At 39.7% G+C, this 15,579-nt stretch carries 13 protein-coding genes; 7 read left to right on the forward strand and 6 right to left on the reverse strand.

The window, feature by feature from the left end; translation table 11 throughout:
* Positions 1 to 130: 130 nt before the first annotated feature.
* From BM073_RS05685 to BM073_RS05700, 4 genes are all read left to right on the forward strand, one after another.
* Complete coding sequence (locus BM073_RS05685) at positions 131 to 865, forward strand: NIPSNAP family protein (protein WP_091651678.1); 735 nt, start codon at positions 131 to 133, stop codon at positions 863 to 865.
* Positions 866 to 1,243: 378 nt separating this feature from the next.
* Complete coding sequence (locus BM073_RS05690; protein WP_091651681.1) at positions 1,244 to 1,516, forward strand: hypothetical protein; 273 nt, start codon at positions 1,244 to 1,246, stop codon at positions 1,514 to 1,516.
* A 70-nt stretch (positions 1,517 to 1,586) separates the two neighbouring features.
* The gene (locus BM073_RS05695; RefSeq protein ID WP_091651686.1) at positions 1,587 to 1,934 is read left to right on the forward strand and encodes a hypothetical protein; all 348 of its coding nucleotides are present in this window, start codon (positions 1,587 to 1,589) and stop codon (positions 1,932 to 1,934) included.
* A 47-nt stretch (positions 1,935 to 1,981) separates the two neighbouring features.
* Positions 1,982 to 2,656: a DUF8737 domain-containing protein gene (locus tag BM073_RS05700; RefSeq protein WP_139217448.1), complete on the forward strand. Its 675-nt coding sequence runs from the start codon at positions 1,982 to 1,984 to the stop codon at positions 2,654 to 2,656.
* Between the two features lie 134 nt (positions 2,657 to 2,790).
* Here the strand turns inward: BM073_RS05700 and BM073_RS17935 are convergent, their stop codons facing one another.
* The 6 genes from BM073_RS17935 to BM073_RS05735 all read right to left on the reverse strand — a co-directional run bounded on the left by BM073_RS17935 (position 2,791) and on the right by BM073_RS05735 (position 13,512).
* The gene (locus tag BM073_RS17935) at positions 2,791 to 3,024 is read right to left on the reverse strand and encodes a hypothetical protein (protein ID WP_139217449.1); all 234 of its coding nucleotides are present in this window, start codon (positions 3,022 to 3,024) and stop codon (positions 2,791 to 2,793) included.
* Positions 3,025 to 3,940: 916 nt separating this feature from the next.
* Entirely contained in the window at positions 3,941 to 5,287 is a 1,347-nt protein-coding gene (locus BM073_RS05710) for a PhoH family protein (RefSeq protein ID WP_091651694.1), read from the reverse strand.
* A 184-nt stretch (positions 5,288 to 5,471) separates the two neighbouring features.
* Complete coding sequence (locus tag BM073_RS05715; RefSeq protein WP_091651697.1) at positions 5,472 to 8,414, reverse strand: DEAD/DEAH box helicase; 2,943 nt, start codon at positions 8,412 to 8,414, stop codon at positions 5,472 to 5,474.
* Positions 8,415 to 8,610: 196 nt separating this feature from the next.
* Complete coding sequence (locus BM073_RS05720; RefSeq protein WP_091651700.1) at positions 8,611 to 9,234, reverse strand: lipoprotein signal peptidase; 624 nt, start codon at positions 9,232 to 9,234, stop codon at positions 8,611 to 8,613.
* A gap of 17 nt (positions 9,235 to 9,251) precedes the next feature.
* A complete protein-coding gene (gene ileS, locus BM073_RS05725; protein ID WP_091652023.1) occupies positions 9,252 to 12,626 on the reverse strand; it encodes an isoleucine--tRNA ligase in 3,375 nt (1,124 codons plus the stop codon).
* 394 nt (positions 12,627 to 13,020) lie between these two features.
* Complete coding sequence (locus BM073_RS05735; protein ID WP_139217450.1) at positions 13,021 to 13,512, reverse strand: hypothetical protein; 492 nt, start codon at positions 13,510 to 13,512, stop codon at positions 13,021 to 13,023.
* A gap of 460 nt (positions 13,513 to 13,972) precedes the next feature.
* On the opposite strand from BM073_RS05735, the gene BM073_RS05740 reads away from it, so the two are divergent.
* The 3 genes from BM073_RS05740 to BM073_RS05750 all read left to right on the forward strand — a co-directional run bounded on the left by BM073_RS05740 (position 13,973) and on the right by BM073_RS05750 (position 15,561).
* Positions 13,973 to 14,809 (forward strand): universal stress protein, encoded by an 837-nt coding sequence (locus tag BM073_RS05740; RefSeq protein WP_091651709.1) that lies wholly within the window; start codon positions 13,973 to 13,975, stop codon positions 14,807 to 14,809.
* A gap of 112 nt (positions 14,810 to 14,921) precedes the next feature.
* Positions 14,922 to 15,275: a type II toxin-antitoxin system RelE/ParE family toxin gene (locus BM073_RS05745; RefSeq protein ID WP_091651712.1), complete on the forward strand. Its 354-nt coding sequence runs from the start codon at positions 14,922 to 14,924 to the stop codon at positions 15,273 to 15,275.
* Positions 15,262 to 15,561, forward strand: coding sequence for a type II toxin-antitoxin system RelB family anti-toxin (locus BM073_RS05750; RefSeq protein WP_091651715.1), 300 nt, complete (start codon positions 15,262 to 15,264; stop codon positions 15,559 to 15,561). The genes BM073_RS05745 and BM073_RS05750 overlap by 14 nt, the downstream gene beginning before the upstream one ends.
* Positions 15,562 to 15,579: the final 18 nt, after the last annotated feature.

Below are 15,579 nucleotides of genomic sequence, written 5' to 3' on the forward strand. Positions count from 1 at the left end.
AATTTCAATCTCTATCGACTCATTCTTCAAAAAGTCCCTTTCTAATGACTGAAATTCTGCTTTTGGGTTTAAAGCATGGAAGGGAAAACAGTAGATACGTCAATAAGTCACAAATCAAATTTTAAAAAACATGAAAATTCTAAGCATATTATCCACCTTATTTATTCTTTCCCTATCCTTTACTTTCGGGGCTACCGAAGAAAAAACCGGAGAGATCACCTTCAAAAAAGGAACACTCGTAGAAGTAGCACTTTTGACCATTCAACCTGGAAAAGAAATTCAGTTTTACGAAGAGTATTTCTCACAGGCCTTACCACTTGCTCCAAAATATGGCGCAAGGCCCATTGGTTCATTCATGGTAGAAAAAAGAGATCAAGGGAATAGTCCAGCACAAATGGTCATCTTCTTCGAATGGGAGAGTCTAGAAAAAAAGCGTGCTTTCGAGAAGGATTTTGATTTTCTCAAGATCGTTAATATCCGAAATGATGCATTGAGCTTCTTGAATACCGGGTACTTCCAGGTTGACAAAGACATCACTTATTCATTGAAAGAAAGCGGCACTTATGAGTTTGCAGCCTTATGGTTGGACCCTAATAATGCCCAAAAATTGGAGCAGTATTTTCAGGCTGTTTTGCCTTTGGTATCTGATCCAAAAATTCAGTTTGAATTGATCGCTCAGTTATCTAGCCTGGGTGTTGAGGACAAGAATTATCATCCAAACATCATTTTCTTTTCGGAGTGGAAAAAGGGATTGGAAGGCAGAAATGAGTTGGCAACAAGAAAGGCATTCAAAGACAATTTGCATCTTCGGGAAACTGCCAGCCCTTACAAAGATTTATTATTGATCAAGCCAATTCTGAATTAAATAGAAGCCTTTAGTAACTACTAGGCAAATCAAAAAAGAAAGCAAGGGATATCTTGCTTTCTTTTTCTTTTTATAGCCATTTCCAAATTGAGATTGATTAAATCACCAACTAATTATAAAAAGAGAAGACCGATTTTCAAGTTGGAAATACGCAAAGGACTAAGGCTGTCTTATGATTGCTAATTTGTGGAAAGAATGGATTTTATGATTAAAAGTGACTGAAGCTTTTAAGAATTCAATCAAAATGGAACTTTGCAAAGTGCCGTTTTTGGATAAGTTCGGCCATGGAATTCAAAGAATATCCAGCGATATTTAAGTGATATGAAACAGGAAGCATGACTGAATCACAATTAAACTAGCTTTAGACTACAAGATCATATGGAAAAAGAAGACCTCCTCAAGCTGAAAGATGAAGAACTATTGATCGAAAAAAAGAAGTATCGAAAAGCTCAACTATTCAATGCAGTGGCCATTGGTTTTTTGGTTGGAATCCTGATTTTTGGTTTCGGGGCTTGGGCTCTTTCTTCTGATAAAAAGCCGGGATTTTTGATACCCATGATTTTCCCGATAATCTTTATTTACCGATTGGTAAAAACCCCAAATAAAAATACAGCCTTGGAGGAGGTTTTGCGTGAGAGAAATCTCATTTAAGTAACTTCTATTTCTCCTTTGATAGGAATTGAAATTACAAAAAAGTTCAGGATAGAAACCTTAAGTAATAATGCAACAGAATCAATTAAAAAAAGTCCTCCAATTACTTTTTTACAGCTTTTTTTTCATCATTCTGATTGGGAGAATCTCAGGCTGGATTTGGGGTTTTGATAATGAATACGATGGTATGATTAATTTAGGGATGTTTGTATTAATTGGAACAGCTTATATTTCAGCTGCTATTGCTTGGGATTCTAATCTCTATAGATGGATATTCCTGATATGCGGAATCTATCTAATTGTGATGAATTTCTTGGATTTTGAGCTAAAATCAATTCTTGGGATTGTATGCATTTTAACTCCTTTGCTTTTGTCAAGATTTTCTTCAGAAAAGCCGAATCAATTCACTGAAAAATAAAAATCCACAGCCCTCCCATTATAATAGTGGAAGGATTCGAAAAACAAATGATAGATAACCTGCCTATTTGGATTGAACTTCTGTTTTTAGCCAGCTTTGGACTAACGGTCGCATTTTTTTTCTTTTCAAATGGCAAGCCCTTAAAATTGACTACTTTCATCCTTGTTTGGTCTCTGGCTCAATCGATTTTAGCATATCTGGGTTTTTATCAAGAAACTCAAGCCTTCCCTCCCCGATTCGGATTGGTAATTCTTCCATCGATAGTTTTTGTTGTCTATGGCTTACTTCCCAAGCAGCAAAAATGGATTGCTGAAAAAAGAGATAGCCTTATCAGCACCCTTTTACATTCCATTCGTATTCCGGTTGAGATAGTGCTTTTTGGGCTTTTTAACCATCAAATGGTACCAAAGTTGATGACTTTTGAAGGCCGAAATTTTGATATTTTAATAGGACTTTCTGCCCCTATCATGGGGTGGTTATTTTTTAAAAAGAAGGTGAATAAAAGTATGATGCTTGCCTGGAATATTATAGGCCTTTGTTTCGTCCTTTTTATCCTGGTCAATGGAATTCTCTCAGCGGAGCTCCCATTCCAACAATTTGGCTTTGAGCAACCCAATCGTGCTGTCAATTATTTTCCTTTTGTGCTTTTACCAGCCACAATTGTTCCTATAGTAATCTGGACTCACCTTTCAGACATCATCCAACTTGGGAGGAAATTTTAACTCCTGAAAGATTCATACCATAAAATACAAGTTTTTCTCAAGGGTTGTTATCAAAAAAAAGGCAGGTAAAACCCGCCTCTTTCATTTAACCAAACAATCAACCAAATTAACCCTTACGAGTTTTTCTTTAGGTCTTAAATGATAGGTGTCAATTCGCTATCAGACCTGTTAATTTCATCCTCAGAGATTTGGATCATCTCTGAACCTTTCGCTTCACCGATTGAAGTAGAAGTTGGTTTAGTATATTCAAATCGGGCAGTTTGCTGTGCAAGACTGGTTTCAGTTTTCGCTTTCCATACGATTGTCAGTGCCATTAGTAAACCCAGTGCCGCACAGACATTTTTTTGGGTAAATAGTATTGCTTTCATGGCAGTAAATAATTGGTTTGTTTCCGTATGGTACCTATATGCCAAAAACTGACCCAAACTAAAAAAAGGCCCTAATTCGCTTAATTTTAGGGTTTTACTTCCTGAGCCTGTACGGTTTCGTACAGCAATTCCCCAAGTGCGGACAAAATCCCGAACAAAATTTGGTTGCACCAACAAAACCCTTTTTTAGAATCTTTTAGAAAAATTATCGAGGCCTAACCCTTCCAAGAAAAATGTTCCTCAGAATTTGCAATTCCGAGGCCCTATCGTAGGATTTGCAATCCGAATAAAATCACCTCTTCAAAATTCAAACACAAACCCTTCTTCCGTCTGAACTTTGAACCCTGAACTTTCTCTTCCATACCTACGGCATGGAGAAGTCTCACCTATCTCTTTCTACCTAGCTCTAATCCCTACGGGATTTAAATTAACCCAAGCCGTATTTACAGAATACCTTGCCGAAGGCATACCTTCTTCAATGCTTCTCGGATCCACGATTTTATCGGGAGCAATTCCGAGAACCTATCGTAGGATTTGCAATCCGAATAAAATCACCTCTTCAAATTTTAATCACAAGTCATTCTTCCTTCTGAACTTTGAACCCCGAACCTTTTCTTCCATACCTACGGCATGGAAAAGCACAAAACATCTTTCATGACTCTACCAATCTATAATCCCTACAGGATTAAAATTAGCCTTATTCGCAAATCTAAAATAGGCGAAGCTCCAAAGGTAGTTGCCCCATATCTTGCCGAAGGCATATCTTCTATATCTTAAAAATTATCTTTTCAAATTTTTCACCAAAACGCATTAGGGCCATAGAATCCTTCAAAATCCACTTTCTCTCCCAGAAAAGCTAAAAACAAAAAGCCCCGCAAATCTTTGACTTACAGGGCTGTATCACTAATAATCTATTCTATAACAACTCATTCGCCAAGTTGGCCAATTCTGAGCGCTCTCCTTTCTCCAATTTGATGTGTGCATAGAGCGGATGATCTTTGACTCGATCTATCAAATAAGACAAGCCATTGGACTGAGAATCCAAATATGGAGTGTCAATCTGGTGGACATCCCCTGTAAATACAATCTTGGTGTTCTCTCCTGCTCTGGAGATAATAGTCTTAATCTCATGCGGAGTCAAATTCTGAGCTTCATCCACAATGAAGAAGATATTAGACAGGGATCTACCCCGTATGTAAGCCAGTGGCTGAATAACCAACTTTTCCTGATTGACCAATTCGGTAATTTTCTGAAATTCCTTATCTGTTTCCTTATACTGGTTTTGGATAAACTTCAGATTGTCCCAAAGTGGCTCCATGTAGGGATTCAACTTGGACTTGATATCTCCCGGCAAATACCCGATATCCTTATTCGATAGGGGAACAATAGGTCTAGCCAAGAATATTTGTTTATAATCTCTACGCTGCTCTAGAGCTCCTGCTAAAGCCAATAAGGTTTTACCCGTTCCCGCTACCCCCTGGATCGACACTAACCTGATATTCGGATTAGTAATCGCATCCAAAGCAAAAGTCTGTTCGGCATTTTTTGGTTTGATATTATAAGCCAGTTTTTTATCCACCCGCTCCAGGATATTCTCTTCCGGATTGTAATAGGCCAAAACTGAATTTTTATCACTTCTTAGGATATAATAAGCATTGGCTTTTCGCTTACGCGTGCCCAGGACTGTTTTAGCATCAATATATCCTGATTCATAAAGCTTGTTGATAGCCGCCGGATCCACATCATCCAACATATACTTCCCAGTATTTTCGAGCTCATTGATGTTCTTGATCTTACCGGTTTCATAGTCTTCTGCATGGATCTCCAAGGATTTCGCCTTGAGTCGAAGGTTTATATCTTTGGAAACCAAAATAACCTTTCGGTTTTTCTCATGCTCTTTCAAATAAAGGGCTGCATTGAGAATCTTATGGTCATTTTTCTCCTCTCCAAAAATCACGTTGGCATTGAGTTTATTCTCCGGATTCATCAATACCCGGAAATTTCCCTTCGTCTTTCCATTCAATGGAGTCCACTCGTGAATCATATGGTCTTGGGAAAGCTTATCCAACAAGCGTATAAACTCCCGCGCCTCGAAATTTTTGGTGTCATTGCCCTTTTTGAACTGATCCAGCTCTTCCAACACAGTAATCGGAATCACTACATCATGTTCGGCAAAATTCATAATGGAATTATGTGCGTACAGGATCACGGATGTGTCCAGCACAAAGATTTTCCGCTCTTTTTCAGCTTTGGCTCTAGGCATGTGCAGGATGTTATTAGTGGTAATAGGTATGATATAAGTTAGAAAAATATCGTTTCCATTCCCTACCTTTTAACAATAATTTATTTACCTGTCGAGTACCTACCTTGCTATTTAATTGACAATCAATCAAATAAAAAAAGGCAGAAAATTGAATTTCTGCCTTTCTCGTTTAAAACCAAGACTCTTAATCCAACAAGGCTGCAATATCCTCCTGATCCAGACTTTTCATAAAGCTTTCTTCCGTTGATATCAACTCTCCAGCCAATGCCAGCTTGCGATTTTGAAGAGCCATAATCTTTTCTTCTACTGAGCCTCTACTGATAAATTTGTAGATGATGACTTTATTTTCCTGTCCAATTCTATGCGCTCTGTCTATTGCCTGGGCCTCCACAGCTGGGTTCCACCATGGATCCAATAAGAATACATATTCCGCTTTGGTCAGGTTTAAGCCAACACCACCGGCTTTTAGTGAAATCAAAAAGACCTTTACATCCTCCTGCTCCTGGAATTTTTCTACCTGAGCTTGTCTATCCTTTGTGGAACCATCCAGATAGGAATAGGTAATTCCCTGCTCTTCCAAATATTCTCTGACAATGGAAAGATGTCTCACAAATTGGCTAAATACCAAAACTTTGTGCCCCTCCGAAATAGTGGACTGCAGCATATAGGTGATATCCTCCAATTTTCCAGACTCTCCTTTGTAATCCTCTCGCACCAGTTTCGGGTGATTGGCAATCTGCCTCAATTGAGTCAAGCCTCTCAACAAGGTAAATTGCTGTGCTCCTCTTCCAACCAGAGAACTCTCCCCAATGATCTTCTCCCGATAATAAGACTTTACTTCTTCGTAAACTTTCTCCTGCTCCTCTGTCATGGCAGAGTACTTCACATTGGTAATCTTCTCAGGAAGATCAGTAGCTACCTGAGATTTAAGTCTCCTCAAGATGAAAGGCTTGATCATGGAATGGAGCTTGATAGCTTTATCCTTATCATTCTGCTTTTCTATTGGTTGAAGAAACTGCTTTTTGAAAGAATTCTGATTCCCCAATAAGCCCGGATTCACAAAATTCATCTGAGACCAAAGATCCATCGTGCCATTTTCAACCGGAGTACCTGTCAAAATCAGCTTCTGCTTGGACTTCAATTTATTGACAGCATTCGCAATATTGGAACCGGGATTTTTGATGGCTTGAGACTCATCCAATATGATGTAGTTGAAGTAAAAATCCTTCAAAATATTGACATCCAATCGGGTAATGCCATAAGAGGTAAGTACCAAATCGTAATCCCTGAATTTCCAGGGATCTTTGATCCGCTGAGTTCCGGTGTAAACCAATATTTTCAGTTCGGGGGTAAACTTTCGAGCTTCCAATTCCCAGTTGTAAATCAAGGAAGTCGGCATGACTAACAAGGAACAGAAACCTGGATTCTCCTGCTTTTCATGGGCAAGCAAGGCCAAAGTTTGAACCGTTTTACCCAAACCCATATCATCCGCCAAACAGCCGCCGAAACGGAATTCATTCAAGAATCTTAACCAATTGTAACCTGCCTTCTGATAAGGTCTCAATTCACCTTCGAAGTAATCCGGCAATTCATAATCATCAATGGCCTCAAAATCACGCAGCTTTTCGAGCTTTCGAGTTAGCGTCAATTGTACCAGGTTTCCTTCCTCCAACTGCTTGGCCAAAGCCAAATGATGCTTGCGCATAATAATGGAATCCTGGGCAGTCCCTTCCTCCATAAAAGAAAACAACTCTGAATAATTGACAAACCAAGATGCAGGAATTACAGCGATCTCTCCATTGGGCAATTCAAAATCTGTCTTACCCTGCATGATCAGCTTTCGGACTTTGGCAAATGGCACCAAATAGATTCCAAACTTAATCTGCGCCTTAACATCAAACCAGTCAATGTTTTCATTAACCTCAATGTCGATATTTGCCCTTCCTAGGTGATATACCTTACCGGAGGCATTTTTACGCTGAATGATTTTAATTTTCTTTTCTTCCAGCGCATCTTCATTTTCCCCAATCCACTCAAAAGCTTTGGATTTGGGTAGGGCTACTTTTCCATCTCTGACTTCCAATCCCAAGTCTTTCAGGAATTTGCCAAATGCTTTTTCCTTCTGAAGACTACGTATCGTCTTTTTGAATAGAAATTCCCCGTCTTTTTCTATCAAGGATACTGAATTGCCCACAGAACTGTCTGTGCCTTTTTCCACTGGAAAATCTGTGTCTCCATATTGAAAACGGAGCTCAAATATGATTTTGTCCTCCTCTAGCTGCTCACCTTCCTCGCCAAAAAGATTGTTGCCTTGATTTCCCGGCAGCTCCTGTATTTTCAACAGAACCTCGGGTGTACCTCTGTCGATGGTGATTTCAAATCCTCTGGCATCTACATCGTATTGGGTTAGCATTGGAGCCATAAACTTCCTAAAATAGGTAGGCTCCATTTTCTTGTCTATGAGGATAAATTTTTTATTCAAAAATGGTTGAAGCTTCTTTCCATCAATATCTTTTTCAAAGTGAAAAAGCTGTGAATTCACAATCAACCAAGCTGGCTCTTTACAGATAAGGTAGCCTCCTTTATACTGCCACTCCAAGCGCTCCCCCTTAAACTTAATAGTAGGGTAGTAATGGGTATTATCTGGATTTTTATGAAAATGAAAGATTACAGTTGCCCGCTCAGCATTGACCTGAATCTCTTTCCAGGCAGGATTTCCATCACTTCCCATTTCAAAAAGTCTTTTGCCGATAAGTAGCGGCAATATCTTGGACCTCTGAATTTCCAACCTTGCCTCGACCAAGGCTTGAGTATTCTTATCCTCGGTTTTGGAATCAAATATCTTCGTTAAATAGTCCTTAGGACGAATGTTTTTCTTTTTGGGGATAAAGCTCTTGATGACTTCCTCCGGTTGCATGGCATCCATCATCTTGATCAGCTTGTAATCCTTTTCATCTAAGCCAGAGTCAAACTCCTTGGCATTCGCGGAACTGATGTTTTGAAAGGCATAAGAAAGCCTTCCTTTTTCGTCCAGTTGTACCACAAAGGATTCAAATAATAATCCTAGAAATTCATGATTAAAAATAGAATATACGATCTGAAAGGGCTTGTCAGAATCTACAATCATAAAATTATAAGATCAGGAATTGCCCGCTCAAACAGGGGATTTGAGCAAGACAAATACGGTGAGAGTTGAGTTTTTTTGAAATAATTAGCTTGTAAATTAATAAAAATACGGGCAGAAATGGATTGATATCGGCCTTTTTTAGAAAAATTGACATAAAAAAGCCCGTTTCTTTGAAAAAAACGGGCTTGAATTATACTTATTCTTGAATCTCAACTTTTTCATCAGGGATTTTTTCTTCCTCTTTTTCTGGAAAAAACCTGCTTTGGAATATCAATATAATAGCTACTCCTATGAAAATGGATGCATCAGCTATATTGAAAATCGGCCAAAGAGCGGTGTATTGACCACCCCAAAGAGGTAACCACTCCGGCAAATAGCCTTCCCAGATATCAAAATAAAACATATCTACCACCTGCCCATGAAACCAGGGAGTAGGTGCATCATAAGGTGCATTATTTAACCAAACACCATAAAATATAGAATCTACTAAATTACCTATTGCACCTCCTAATATCATAGCAATACATACTATAAATACAGGATGATTTTTCTTTTGAATTATATAATACAGATAATAACCAATTCCAAACATAGCTATCAAGCGGAAGCTGGTAAGAATCATTTTACCATATTCTGTACCCAACTCCATCCCAAAAGCCATTCCGGGATTAGTGGTATAATGGAGCTTAAACCAGTCTCCAAAAATCTGAATCTGTCCGGGAGTGCCAAAGTCCATTTGAAAATGAACGAGCATCTTTACCACCTGATCCACTACAATCACCAAAAAGGCAATCCCGAAGTATTTAATGTATTTGTTCATCGTTTCCTATTTGCTATTTAGGCTTTTTCCACCAAAACAGCCAATTCAAAATCATCCATATCCAGGACAGTCCCGGTACTTGCTTCTTTGCTGACTTCCAAACTCAAAGCCTGCGTTTCGGACTGAATGTAATCCCCAAATCCTCCTACAGATTTATTGACCAATTCATTGGTGTCCGCTACTTTGATTCGAATTTTATCCTGCACTTCCAGACCCATGTCTTTTCTGAGATTCTGAATTCGGTTGACCAAGTCTCTGGCTACTCCCTCTTGCTTCAATTCATCAGTCAAGGTTACGTCCAGAGCCACAGTCACTCCGGCATCAGAAGCTACGGACCAGCCCGGAATATCTTGAGAAGAAATCAAAACTTCCTCCAAAAGCAACTCAATGGTCTCTCCTTCTACTTCTATCGGGTATTTTCCATCTCGCTCAATTTGGGCAATTTCTTCCTGCCCCCAAGATTTGATTGCGGCAACGACGAATCTCATCTTTGGTCCCAGTTTTTTACCCAAAACAGGGAGATTAGGTTTTACATCTTTCACCAAAACTCCGGAAGCATCGTCGATAAACTCAATCTCTTTGATGTTTACCTCAGACTTGATCAGTTCAGCTACGTGCTCGATTTGAGCCTGAACTTTCTTATTCAATACAGGAATCAAAATTCTCTGTAGCGGCTGACGGACTTTCAGCTTTTCCTTCTTTCTCAAGGAGTGAACCAAGGAAGAAATCGTCTGAGCCAAATCCATGCTCTCCTCTAGATCTTTATTGATCAGAGATTGGTCTGCGGATACCCAATCAGTCAAGTGAACGGATTCTTTTCCGGCTTCACCTGCTTCATTCAGATTTTTGTACAACCAGTCAGAATAGAAAGGAGCGAAAGAGGACATCAGCTGCGTCAAGCTTAACAGACACTCATACAGAGTCTCATAAGCCGCTTGCTTGTCTTGATTCATATCGCCTCTCCAGAATCGTTTTCTGGCTAGTCTTACATACCAGTTGGATAGCTGATCCACAGTAAAGTTCATGATGGCACGGGTTGCCCTAGTGGCATCGTAATTATCCATCGCTTCCTCCACTTCTGTGATCAAAGATTGAAGTTTGGAGATAATCCATTGATCCAACTCTGCTCTTTGTGCCACAGGTACCGCTTTCGTTTTATCATAAACAAAAGCATCCAAATTGGCATAAAGAGCGAAGAAGTTATACGTATTCTGAAGAGTTCCGAAGAAGCGTCTTTGCACTTCGGTCACTCCGTCTAAGTTAAATTTGAGATTGTCCCATGGGTTGGCATTGCTCAGCATATACCATCTCAAGGCATCTGGTCCATATTCTTTCAAGGTCTTGAATGGATCCACAGCATTACCCAATCGCTTGGACATCTTATTGCCGTTTTTATCCAAAACAAGCCCGTTGGCAATTACATTTTTGAATGCCACAGAGTCGAAAAGCATGACAGCAATAGCATGCAAGGTAAAGAACCAGCCTCTTGTCTGATCCACCCCTTCAGCTATGTAATCGGCCGGATAATTTGCTTTGAAAATATCCTCATTTTCGAATGGATAATGCCACTGCGCGTATGGCATGGCTCCTGAATCAAACCAAACATCAATCAAGTCCGGTTCACGAAGCATTTTCTCTCCTTTTTCAGAAACCAAAATCACATCATCCACATAGGGACGGTGTAGATCCAGTTCTTTCCCTTCATAAGGAGACTTCTTCATAAATCCAGCTGCGATGGATTTTTCTATTTCTGCTTCCAATTCGGCGATAGAACCTATGCACTTTTCTTCACTTCCATCGGAAGTTCTCCAGATTGGAAGAGGTGTACCCCAGAATCGTGAACGACTTAAATTCCAGTCTACCAGATTCTCCAGCCAGTTCCCAAAACGACCTGTTCCGGTAGCTTCAGGCTTCCAGTTGATGGTCTTATTGAGCTCCACCATTTTGTCTTTGAAGGCCGTAGTTTTGATAAACCAGGATTCCAAAGGATAGTACAATACAGGCTTATCAGTTCTCCAGCAATGTGGATAACTGTGCTCATACTTCTCAACCTTAAAGGCTTTGTTTTCATTTTTCAGAATGATGGAAATAATCACGTCGGTATTTTTAAAATCCGCCGCGTTCTCATCATCCTCCGTGTAGTTTTTCACATAAAAATCATCCACTCCATACTCCTTATGAGCAGTGATTTCATGCTCCTTCATTTTTGCAGCTAGGTATTCTCCTACAACTGGAAGGAATTTTCCTCTTTTATCGACAACCGGGATATCATTACCCAATTCATCCTGAACGAAGATGCCTGGCACATTATTCTGTACCAAGGTTCTAAAGTCATCCGCACCAAATGCTTTCGCTAGGTGAACGATTCCTGTACCATCTTCCGTGGTCACATAATCCCCAGAAACTACCGTGAAGGCCGGATGAGGCAATGCCAAGGCTTCGATTGGGAATAATTGCTCATACTCCCATCCCAACATGTCTTTCCCTTTAAATTCCTCCACCACTTGGAAAGGAATCAATTTATCACCCGCTTGATAATCCTCCAGCTTCAGTTCTGCAGCTTTTGGATTCAAGTAAGCCCCCATTCTGGCCTTTGCCAAAATCACACTGACAGGCTCATGGGTGTAGGGATTAAAAGTTTTCACTTTGACATAATCCAGGTTTTCACCGATCGCCAAAGCGGAGTTGGATGGTAAAGTCCAAGGTGTAGTCGTCCAGGCAAGTACAAAAGTGTTTTCCTGTGCTTTCAGCTTAAACTGCGCCGTAATTGAGGTATCCTTTACATCCTTGTAAGTACCCGGCTGATTCAGTTCGTGGGAACTCAATCCCGTACCGGCCGCAGGTGAGTAAGGCTGTATGGTATAGCCTTTATACAAAAGCTCTTTATCATAAAGCTTTCTCAGCAAGCTCCAAAGCGTCTCAATGTACTTGCTGTCAAAGGTGATATAAGGATCATCCAGATCCACCCAATAACCGATTTTCTCAGTCAGGTCATCCCATTCATTTTTGAAACGCATGACCGTTTCACGGCACTTTTTATTGTATTCCTCTACGGAAATCTTCTTCCCAATATCTTCTTTGGTGATTCCCAGCTCCTTTTCTACTTGGAGTTCCACGGGCAATCCATGCGTATCCCAACCGCCTTTACGTTTTACCTGAAAACCTTTGAGCGTTTTGTATCGGCAAAAGATATCCTTCAGCGTTCGTGCCATCACATGGTGAATACCCGGGGTACCGTTTGCAGACGGAGGCCCTTCAAAAAATGTAAAAGTCTCGGCTCCCTCCCGGTTGGCGATTGATTTTTCGAAAATTTGATTCTTTTTCCAATACTCCAAGACTGACTCTCCTATTTGAGGGTAGTCAACCTGTTTGAATTCCTGATACGTTTTCACAGCCAATATTTGTCGAATGATTTGGATGTCGGGTCTTTTGGGCGTGCCCCCGCCGAAAAGGGCGGGGTCGGGCTATCCGCTCTTATCCTCCTGCTACGCAGGATGGATACCGCTTCTATCCCTCACGCGGGGCATCCCGCTCAAAACAAGCCACAAAGATAGCAGAAAAGCGCTTTTCTAAGAAGTAAAAAGTAAATACATCATGGACTCTAAAAAATAGGGGCTTTGCAATGAAAAAGTTTGACCCCTTTAGGGTCAGGATAGCAAGATCGGGCTGCTTCCTTTTCCACGGATTGTACCTGCCTACCGGCAAAGGCAAGCCCGTGGTTATTATAAGGTTAAATCCTTTCAGGATTGTTGTTACTCAAATCATCAATGATTGGGAGCGATCCTCTTAAATTCTTGAACGCCTAACTCTGCTCTGCAGAAACAACCAATCCAACCACGAAGTGGTTAAACCTCTCAATAGCCACCAGTGAAACTGGTGGTAAAAGAAAATCCATATACCCTGATGCATCCCAACTCTGAAAGAGTTGAACTCCATATACATAAAGTTTGACCCCTTCAGGGTCAGGATAGCAAGGTCGGGCTGCTTCCTTTTCCACGGGTTGCACCTGCCTACCGGCAAAGGCAGGCCCGTGGTTATTGAAAGGTTCAATCCTTTCAGGATTGTCAACTGTGCTGCTGCTCCGATTTCTTCAAAAGAGAAAAATCGAACAACTCCAGCTCGAATTTTCAAGATAAAAATCAGATAAGAAATCACCAACATATAACCAACCACGAAGTGGTTAAACCCCTCAATAGCCGCCAGTGAAACTGGTGGAAAAAGAAAGCCCATATGCCGTGGTGCATCCCAACTCTGAAGGAGTTGAACTCTGTACCCCATAAAGTTTGACCCCCTCAGGGTCAGGGTTCTAGATATCAGCCGGTTGCCTTGCCACGGGTTACACCTGCCTACCGGCAAAGGCAGGCCCGTGGTTATTGAAAGATTCAATCCTTTCAGGATTGTCAACTATGCTGCAGATCCGATTTCTTCAAAAGAGGAAAAATTGAACAACTCCAGCTCAAATTTTCAAAATAAAAATCAGATAAGAAATCACCTACATATAACCAACCACGAAGTGGTTAAACCTCTCAATAGCCACCAGTGAAACTGGTGGTAAAAGAAAGTCCATATACCATGGTGCATCCCAACTCTGAAGGAGTTGAACTAGTTACTCCCTAAAGTTCAATCCTTTCAGGATTTTTTCACAAAGCACTGACTTTTATCAGTTCCAAACACCAATTTGATCAAAGGATATGATCAGAATCATTCGTAACTTATAGGACATCAATCAAGGAAGACCATGAAAATCAATGCTAAAATCCTCCTGATGACTGACTTCTCGGAAGTTGCCGGTTTTGCCTTTGAATACACCAGACAACTGGCCACCAAGCTTCAGGCAAAAGTAGAGGTAATGCATATTCTCAGCACCCCTGTGGATTGGGTGAGGCTGGATAAGGATAAGGAAAAGTTTTATCCTGAAACACTGAATGCCATTGCCAATGCCAAATCCAATCTTTCATCAATAGTCCATGATTTAGAAAAGCAGGGCATTAATGCCTTTTCTTCATTAATCTACAGTTTTGGTTCGGAGACGGTTTTTGAGCATGTTCAAAATGCCGAACCGGACTTTGTGATAATGGGATCCGAAGGCAGAGGAGCAAAAAAACCCTTTTACCTTGGCTCTACTGCCCAAAAGGTACTTAGAAATATTAAAACTCCTATCCTGATTGTAAAAGAAGAACCAGCTCACAAGGAGATCAAAAAGATTGCATTTCTATCTACCTTGGAAAAAAGTCAAAAGCCTGTTTTTAAAAAACTTAAAAAACTGGCAGACTTATTAGGAGCACAGCTGGATTTAATTTTTATCAATACTCCCTATGATTTCCATGAAAGTGCTGAGATTGATGAAATGTTCAATGAGATGTTGGAGTCAGATAATACCACACAGCACTTCTTAATAAACTCCAGAGATGCCGAGAATGGAGTTATTTACTATGCAGAAAACAATCAACCAGATATTTTAACTTTAGCTAAAACAGAAAAATCAGGATTAACCAAATTCTTCAATCCAAGCCTAACAGAAAATCTAGCCAAAACACACAATTTTCCTATTCTTTCAATTTGCCTAGAGGAATGAATTGCCTCGTCAAGAAAAATCTGATTAAATGGTAGAATTAGAGAATAAAGTGATTAAAAAAATGAAACTTATTATTTTTGAAAATGTTATCTTATGAGATAACTTTGAATAGATGACTAGGAGTATTATTTTTCATAAAAATCATTTCATCGAATTTTATCAAAACCTAGATATCAAGGCAAAAAATAAAGTTCAATATGTTCTGGAACTTATCAAGCAGGTCGAAAGGGTACCTGAAAAGTTTCTAAAACATCTAGAAGGAACTAATGTCCTTTATGAAATAAGAATAGAGTATCAATCAAACATTTATAGAATTTTCTGTTGCTTTGACGAAGGTAAATTAGTTATCCTCTTTAATGGGTTTCAAAAAAAATCTCAAAAAACTCCCAAAAAGGAAATCGAAAAAGCTGAAAGACTGATGAAAGATTATTTTGAATTAAAAAAAATGAGAGATGAAGGACTATAGCAAAATCAAAACCTTCGATGAACTAATTGAATTAGAACATGGAAAGGTTGGCACTGAAAGCAGAAACAGATATGATGAAAATGCCCAAATGTTTATCATAAGTGAAATGCTAAAAGAAGCCAGAAAGGAGGCAAAACTTACACAAGAACAATTGGCTGAAAAGGCCGGAACGAAAAAAAGCTATATCTCTAAACTTGAAAATGGTAAGGGAAATATCCAATTGTCAACGTTGATTAGGATATTTGAGCAAGGGCTTAATAAAAGAATAGGTTTAACTTTCCTATAGTAATAAATGGGAAAGTTA

The sequence above is a fragment of the Algoriphagus ornithinivorans genome, from assembly GCF_900115305.1.
Classification (GTDB): Bacteria; Bacteroidota; Bacteroidia; order Cytophagales; family Cyclobacteriaceae; genus Algoriphagus; species Algoriphagus ornithinivorans.